Origin of the sequence: Adonisia turfae CCMR0081, from assembly GCF_011009555.1 — a bacterium.
GTDB lineage: Bacteria > Cyanobacteriota > Cyanobacteriia > Phormidesmidales > Phormidesmidaceae > Leptothoe > Leptothoe turfae.
Window position 1 is genome coordinate 5712442 of sequence record NZ_QXHD01000004.1, and the last position, 7947, is coordinate 5720388.

The following is a 7947-nucleotide window of genomic DNA, read 5'->3' on the forward strand; positions in this document are numbered from 1 at the left end:
TTGGAGTAATTCCATGAATAAAGCTGTTTTAATTGTTGATGATGAAGTGCATATCCGGGTGCTGATGGAACAAACCCTGGAGGATCTTGAAGACGAAGGCGTGGAGCTGTTGACAGCAACTAACGGCATGGACGCCTTAACCCTAATTCGTACCAAAAAGCCCAATTTGGTTTTTTTAGATGTGATGATGCCGAAACTGAATGGTTTTGAGGTTTGTCAGGCGGTGAAGGAAGATGCCGCGGTGCGCGATACCTACATCATCATGTTGACGGCTAAAGGGCAGGAATTTGATCAGCAACAGGGGCGTGAAGTGGGGGCTAACTTGTATATGACCAAGCCGTTTGACCCTGACGAAATCCTAGAAAAAGCTGCGGAAGTCTTAGCTATTGCCCTATAGAACGCCCTATAGAACCTTATATGAGTATCCAACCATCGTCATCTGCGAATTCTTCCCATGGCATCTTACCAGCCCAGGTCAGAAGCTGGTTGCGCAACCTGAAGGTAATTCAGAAAATTGGTTTGGGATACGCCTTGGTGGTCGGTATTGTTGTTGCTGGTACAGGCACGGGTATTAGTATTGCTCGGCGCTATGAGTTTAAGGCTTACCAGGGCAATGAAGATGCTATTGAGGAGATTTTAAGTCTACGGAATCTAGAGAAATCCCTGAATCGATTTATTGCCTATGAGCGTCAGCTGATTACCTGGCTTGAAAATCCAGACCAGTTTCTAATCAATTATGATCTTTATCGCTCGAGTGGTAGAGATTTTCAAAAAGATTGGTTGAGTTTACAACAGAAATATGACGATGATATTGAAAGCGGTGTAGAAGAAACCGAAGATGAGCTGGAACTGTTGGATGAATTAGTTGAGAACTACGATGGTGTTGTTGAAACTAATTTAGAAGAGCTTGATCAATTTGTAAAAGGGATGGATCTGAGCGATCTACAGGATCGAGAACTCCTGGTAGCTCGTCAGGAATTTGTGGATTTAAATCGCCGTCCTGCTGCACTAGAACTGGAAGAGTTTGCAGAAAATTTAGCAGCTCTGGCTGACTTCATTGAAGAAGATGAACTGAGGGAATCCAGGGAAATTGTTCAAGAATCTGCGCGGCTGCAAGCCCAGGTGATTACAATCAGTGTTATTTTATCGCTTATATTTGCTAGCCTATTGGCCTATCTCATCAGTCGTACCATCAGTCAACCACTGCGAGCGGTTGAAGAAACTGCCTTACAAGTCACACGGGATGAGAATTTTAACCTGCGGGCGGGGGTGGTCAATCAGGATGAAATTGGCAGTTTAGCCCAGTCTCTAAATCAGCTCATTGAGTGGGTGGGTGCCTATACCCATGCCCTAAGAACGACTCAACAGGATTTAGAAACCAGAGCCCAAGAGCTAAATGCCATTATTGATACCCTGGGAGACGGGCTATTGGTTATTGATGCCGCAGGTCAGATTACCCGAGCTAACCCTGCCCTGAGAAAGATGTTTCGGTTAAATGGAACCCCCTTGCGTGGTCGACCGATGCAAGACGTGTTTGATCGGTCGATTACGGACCTGATTGTTCAGAACCAAGCAGCTCCAGACATAAATCTCAGTGTTGAAGTGAATTTGTTAGAAAAGCGAGTAGGACAAGCCCTGGTGACAGCGATCACGTCCAATCGAGAGACAACGGCAAGTTCTGAGCCTGGAAAAGCTCATGGTTCTGTTGTTTTAATTCGTGACATTACAACTGAGAAAGAAGTGGATCAAATGAAAACCGACTTTCTTTCGACGGTTTCCCATGAGCTAAGGACACCCCTGACCTCGGTCCTAGGCTTTGCTAAATTGATTCAAAAAAAGCTAGAAGACACCGTATTGCCTGCGGTGAGTGCTGATACCAAGAAAACGAATCGAGCGGTACGCCAGGTGCGGGAAAACCTCGGCATCATTGTATCTGAGGGTGAGCGCTTAACCTCTTTGATTAATGATGTATTGGATATTTCTAAAATTGAAGCAGGCAAAATTGAATGGAATATGCAGCCGACATCTGTGGCTGAGATTCTAGATCAGGCAATTTCGGCCACGTCTGTTCTCTTTCAAGCCAGTGGTTTGGATCTGATTCGCGAGGTTGAACCAGGGTTGCCAGAGGTGATATGCGATCGCAATCGTTTGGTTCAGGTTCTCATTAACCTGCTGTCTAACGCTATCAAATTTACGGATAGTGGTTCCGTCACATGCCGTATTTATCAACAAGATGCTGAAATTGTTGTCAGTATTATTGATACAGGTATTGGTCTTTCCGAAGACGATCTCGAAAAAGTGTTTGAGAAGTTCACCCAGGTGGGTGAAGTCATGACTGACAAGCCTAAGGGTACCGGTCTGGGGCTACCGATTTGCAAACAAATCGTTGAACATCACGAAGGGCGAATTTGGGTTGAAAGCCAGCAGGGGCAAGGTAGTACTTTCTCCTTTACCTTGCCTGTGAATATATCGCAGGAGAGTGAGGCAACTAACGTCAATCTGCAGTCCCTGGTACAGCGGCTTAAAGAAAATGTAGATCGAGCCGTTACTCCAACGGAAAAGTCTCAGAAAACAATTCTTGTGGTGGATGATGAACCCCATATTCGTCAACTATTGCGCCAGGAGTTAGAAGCAGTCGGCTATCAGGTTAAAACTGCCAAGGATGGTATGGATGGTCTCAATCAAGTCAAGGCAGAGCCACCGGATTTAATCATTCTCGATGTAATGATGCCCACCATCAACGGCTTTGACTTGGCCGCTGTGCTCAAGAACAACCCAGCTACCATGGGCATTCCCACCATTATTCTTTCTATTATTCAGGATCAACAGCGGGGCTATCGTCTTGGCATCGATCGCTATCTCACGAAGCCGATCGATACAGAGGCGCTGCTCCGTGATATTAAAATTCTGTTAGACCAGGGCACGTCAAACCGTAAGGTGCTGGTGGTTGACATGGATGTTTCCACCACTAAAAATCTGACGGATGTGTTGCTATCTAGGGGGTATACCGTTACCGAAGCGACGACGGGTAAAGAAGGCATTGCAAAGGCTCTGGCACTTCAGCCTGATATGATCATTGTCGATTCAGCGATTTCCATTGAGCATGATCTCGTGAATACGCTGCGCTTTGATAATGGTCTAGAGACTATTTTTATTATCATGGTAGAAGCATCCCAGGTTGCGGACATCTCGAATCCCACAGAACCCACGTAACCCCGTAGGGGCGAACAATAGGGGCGCACAGCAGGGGCGCACAATAGGGGCACCCCTACAAAGGAAAACAATCATTTGTCCCTTATTTTTTCTTGCCAAGAAACCACCACAGTTCTAACGCAAGCAATCCTAACCCCATGACAGTCACCCCAAATTTGACCACCAACGGCTGCTCAATCGCCTGAATACTGCCAACGTTTGCACTGGCCAGGGATGCTGTACTGGCAATCAAACCCAGACAAAATAAACCACTAAGCAAAAAAGATTTGAGTGTCATAGTCGTACCCCTTGCGGTCTAAACTTTCTCAGCCGTAGCGCATTGGTCACCACAGAGACCGAACTAAAGGCCATGGCAGCCCCAGCAATCATGGGGTTCAACAGCCAGCCAAAAATGGGATAGAGAATCCCAGCGGCCACCGGAATGCCTACCACGTTGTAGATAAAGGCAAAGAACAAATTTTGGCGAATATTGGCCATGGTGGCTTTACTGAGACGGATGGCCGTGACAATGCCGCTGAGATCCCCTGAAATTAGGGTGATATCGCTGGCTGCGATCGCAATATCCGTCCCTGTCCCAATGGAAATTCCCACATCTGCCTGGGCCAGGGCAGGGGCATCATTAATACCATCGCCCACCATGGCGACCCGTTTCCCGGTAGCCTGCAGCTGTTGCACATGGGCGGCTTTTTGGTCGGGCCGCACGCTGGCAATATATCGGCGAATGCCCACATCCTGCGCAATGGCGGCAGCCGTTGCCGGGTTATCCCCCGTCAGCATCACCACGTCTAAACCCAGGCGCTGTAAATGCCGCACGACTTCTGCAGACGATGGTTTCAAGGCATCGGCAATGCCAAGCAGCGCTTCTGCTTTACCATCCACTGCAACCCATACGGTGGTTTTAGCAGCCGACTCCCAAGCCTGTCGTCGAGACTGTAGGTGCTCGGTATTAATCCCCAGGCTCTGCATCCAGCGTTCGGTACCAATTTGCACCCGCTGACCATGGACAGTCCCCTGGACACCGCTGCCCACAATGGCCTCAAACTCCTGGACCTCTGGTAGGTTATCGACACCCTGTGCCTGCCCATAGTTAACGATGGCTGCCGCTAAAGGATGCTCTGACTGATGCTCAACGGCGGCAGCTAGCTGGAGTAGTCTAATTTCATTGCGATTGGCCGTTCCCCTGACCGTCAGGTAGTCCGTCACCATGGGTTTGCCCTGGGTGAGGGTGCCGGTTTTATCCATAATAATCGTCTGTAGCCTGTGGGCCTGTTCCAAACTCTCGGCGTCTTTAATCAAAATGCCGTTTTCAGCCCCTTTACCGGTACCTACCATGATCGATGTGGGCGTGGCCAATCCTAAGGCACAGGGGCAGGCGATGATTAAGACGCCGACGGTGGTGAGTAGGGATAGGGTGGTGTTGCCCGTGAGATTGAACCACAGGGTGAAGGTGAGGAGTGCGATCGCAATAACAATCGGTACAAATAATCCAGTCACCTGGTCTGCCAGCTTTTGAATTGGTGCTTTTGACCCCTGGGCTGTCTGCACTAGCTGCACAATCTGGGCGAGGACCGTATCTCTACCGACCCGTGCCGCACGAAAGCGAAAACTGCCCGTTTTATTAATGGTTGCGCCAATGACTTCGTCTCCAACCCGTTTTTGCACAGGCATCGGTTCACCCGTCACCATAGACTCGTCCACGGTGGATAGGCCTGACACCACATCCCCATCCACGGGTATTTTCTCACCGGGGCGCACCGCCACGATATCGCCCACAACAACATCCTCAACGGGGATATCCATTTCTTGGTCCTGACGGACAACCCTAGCTATATTGGGCTGCAGCCCCATCAGCTGACGAATCGCGTCCGACGTTTGTCCCCTGGCCCGATTTTCTAAATATCGCCCCAACAGTAGCAGCGCAATAATCACCACAGCGGCTTCATAATATACCGCAGGCTTTAGCCCTTGAGCAGTGAGCACATTGGGAAACAGGGTGACAAATAGGGAATAAATATAGGCAGTGCCCGTCCCTAGCGCTACCAACGTGTTCATGTTGGCCGCTCGATGGGTCAACGCTTTCCATGCACCCACAAAAAATGGCTGACCGCACCAGAACAAAACCGGTGTCGATAACACCAACTGCAGCCAGGCATTGTGCAAAAACATCGGCCATCCAGGAATGTGAATCCCCAACATGGCAGGCATGGTGCCAAACATCAGCACAATACCAATCATGCCGCTGACCACCACTCGCAACAAACGCGCCCGTTGTTCTGCTTGCTGTTCGATACGATCAGCCTCCAGACTCATCTCCCTAACAGCCGCCGCCCCATAACCTGCATCAGCAACAGCTGCCTGAATAGCATCCAGGCTAGTACTACGCTCGTCATAGTCAACGCTAGCCTGTTGGCTAGCAAAGTTGACCAGGGCCTTGTTCACCCCTGGTACTTGTTGAATAGCCGTTTCGATACTGTTGGCACAGGCCGCACAGCTCATACCTTTGAGCACTAAGGTTGCGGTAGTCATGATGGTCTCCTGGGGTCTACCCATGGAATAGGCTGGCAGCGGGTGGGGAAGCGAACACTGGGGGCAATGCAGTACTTAACAAACCGACATCCCATGCCCTCCCAGGACTACCGTGTATACATAAGTCGGAGAGTTGCTTACAGTTTCGAGCCCTCATCCCCCAACCCCTTGCTCCCTAAGGGAGAAGGGGGCCTGGCCTCAAAGTCCTTCGCCCCCAGGGAGAAGGATTTAGGATGAGGGCCAATTCAAGGCCTGGCCTACCTTTTGGGACATTATCTTCTAGATGTGTATACACGGCAGCCTCCCAGGAGGGAAGAAACCCCGACTTAGTAGGACTCGGTCTTAGTAGGACTCGGTGATGAAGATTTAGCCCCCTTATTTCTAAGCAGCTGGAGGATAACCTGCTTTTTCGAGGGCTTCTCGTATAGCGGTTTCAGCCACTTCCGTGTCGATGTCTACCTGTTTGGTGTTAGGGTCGGCAGTGACAGCGGCATTGCTGTCTAATGCTTTTACGGCATTTGTGATGTTTTTTGCGCAGACATCACAGGCCATGTTGGGAACCGTTAACTGAAGTGCCATGAGCTTGATTCTGATGGATTACCCCTAGCTTAAACCCTCTAGTTAGCTAGAGAGTCTAGGGGACTTGAAAAGAAAGGCTGCAACTGTGGGCAGCCTTCTAATTATTTATTTGAATTTTAATGATATTTTTTATCATTAAAATTCATCGATAATGAAATCAACTTTTATACTGCATTTGCATAAATATCTTATATAAAAGGCTTAAATATCAATATTTTTGTATAGTTTATGTTTCAACATTCCAGATATGTTGACAGAAATTGGCATTACTATTGACATTTTATTGCATCATGCGCGATCTCTATATTGCCAGCATTGGCAAGAAACCTTTGAACCTTAGGGTGCATCAGCATGAGTCATTCATCTACTAATCAACCGATAAGTCCCTATCAATTTGGTTTGGAGCATGAAGTTGCTTTTTGGGATCAGCAAACACATCAATTTGCTGATTTTTCCAATACTTCATTTCAGCGATTTGAGCAGTTGGTAGAACAGTTGCCTACCTATGGGTCCGACTATCCTCAACTGCGAATTGGGGATGCAGGAATAAAGCGTAAACGTTGGTACATCGAAGGCTATGAGAGATTTTCTGAAACAGGTGAACTTGTTGATTGTATGCCAAAAGGAATTGAAATTCGTACCACACTTCAGCCAACAATCGCTGGAGCAGTTCAAGAACTACGAGAGAGTTTTATCCAGCTGTGGGACGTAGCTCGTCCCACGGGGTTAATTCCTGTTTTAACCAGCTTTAATCCGGTGCAAACAACATTCACGCCAAAGCCACCCCTTAACAACTATGAGACTAGCCGACGGGAGGCGTCACCAGAAAAACAGACGGCGCATATTCCCATGTTGACCTATGGTCCAGATCTTAATTTTTCGATTCGTGGTCTTTCTACTGCTAGCTTGATCCAAGCCGGTAAAAAACTAACTTACTATAGTCCTGCTATGGTGCCGTTTAGTTTTAGTTCACCATTCTATGGGCAACAACTATGGTCGGGCCTATCGGTGCGGACCCATACACGCACAGGGCCACGACCGGCTGCGATGGTGTTTGTCGAAAAACCTACAGACTTGATCGCCAGTTCACCCTCCCTAACAAAAATTGCCCGTCTGCCAGCAGAAATAGGACGCATTGAGTTTAAAGCCTGCGATAGCTGTGGTGACTTTGAGCTTTATGGTAGTCTCCTGGCTTTAATGAAAGGGATTGTCTTAGATACAACATTATCTGGTTCAGCCTTAGTACCCGATGCAGAGAAGCATCAACGGGCTGCGATCTATGGTTTCCAAGATGTTGAGATCTATGAACATGCGATCGCACTTTTAACAGCTGCTGAACAATCTCTGGGGGAAAGCCATGAGAGAAAATTATTACAGCCTCTATGGAATTTTGTTCATACAAAGCAAACACCTGCCCAAGCTATGGTGGAGCAATGGCAAGCCAAAGCGAGCTTAGCAGAGGTACTGAGGTCTGGCTACATCAAGGAGTACACGGTCCCAGCAACCCATCAGCTAGCGCCTCAGCTCTAATACAGCCTCTAATACACGACTTGGAAGGTTAGCTAGGTATTCCATCTAGGACAATAGACGGACTGACGTTGGAAAGGCCCGATGCATTGTCCGTTAGTT

At 48.3% G+C, this 7947-nt stretch carries 6 protein-coding genes; 3 read left to right on the forward strand and 3 right to left on the reverse strand.

All coding sequences use genetic code 11. From position 1 onward, the window contains the following. The first annotated feature begins 13 nt into the window (after positions 1-13). Both DXZ20_RS28275 and DXZ20_RS28280 read left to right on the forward strand, forming a co-directional pair. Entirely contained in the window at positions 14-397 is a 384-nt protein-coding gene (locus DXZ20_RS28275; RefSeq protein WP_163662974.1) for a response regulator transcription factor, read from the forward strand. A gap of 20 nt (positions 398-417) precedes the next feature. Then, positions 418-3213, forward strand: a complete 2796-nt coding sequence (locus tag DXZ20_RS28280; RefSeq protein ID WP_163702464.1) for an ATP-binding protein — start codon at positions 418-420, stop codon at positions 3211-3213. 82 nt (positions 3214-3295) lie between these two features. Here the strand turns inward: DXZ20_RS28280 and DXZ20_RS28285 are convergent, their stop codons facing one another. From DXZ20_RS28285 to DXZ20_RS28295, 3 genes are all read right to left on the reverse strand, one after another. Further along, positions 3296-3490: a hypothetical protein gene (locus DXZ20_RS28285; protein WP_163702466.1), complete on the reverse strand. Its 195-nt coding sequence runs from the start codon at positions 3488-3490 to the stop codon at positions 3296-3298. Next, positions 3487-5739: a heavy metal translocating P-type ATPase gene (locus tag DXZ20_RS28290; RefSeq protein WP_163702468.1), complete on the reverse strand. Its 2253-nt coding sequence runs from the start codon at positions 5737-5739 to the stop codon at positions 3487-3489. Before DXZ20_RS28290 ends, DXZ20_RS28285 begins: the two co-directional genes overlap by 4 nt. A 381-nt stretch (positions 5740-6120) precedes the next feature. Continuing rightward, positions 6121-6318, reverse strand: a complete 198-nt coding sequence (locus DXZ20_RS28295) for a heavy-metal-associated domain-containing protein (protein WP_163662985.1) — start codon at positions 6316-6318, stop codon at positions 6121-6123. Between the two features lie 351 nt (positions 6319-6669). Between DXZ20_RS28295 and DXZ20_RS28300 the strand changes: the two genes are divergently transcribed. Next, a complete protein-coding gene (locus tag DXZ20_RS28300) occupies positions 6670-7848 on the forward strand; it encodes a glutamate--cysteine ligase (protein WP_163662988.1) in 1179 nt (392 codons plus the stop codon). Positions 7849-7947 lie beyond the last annotated feature (99 nt).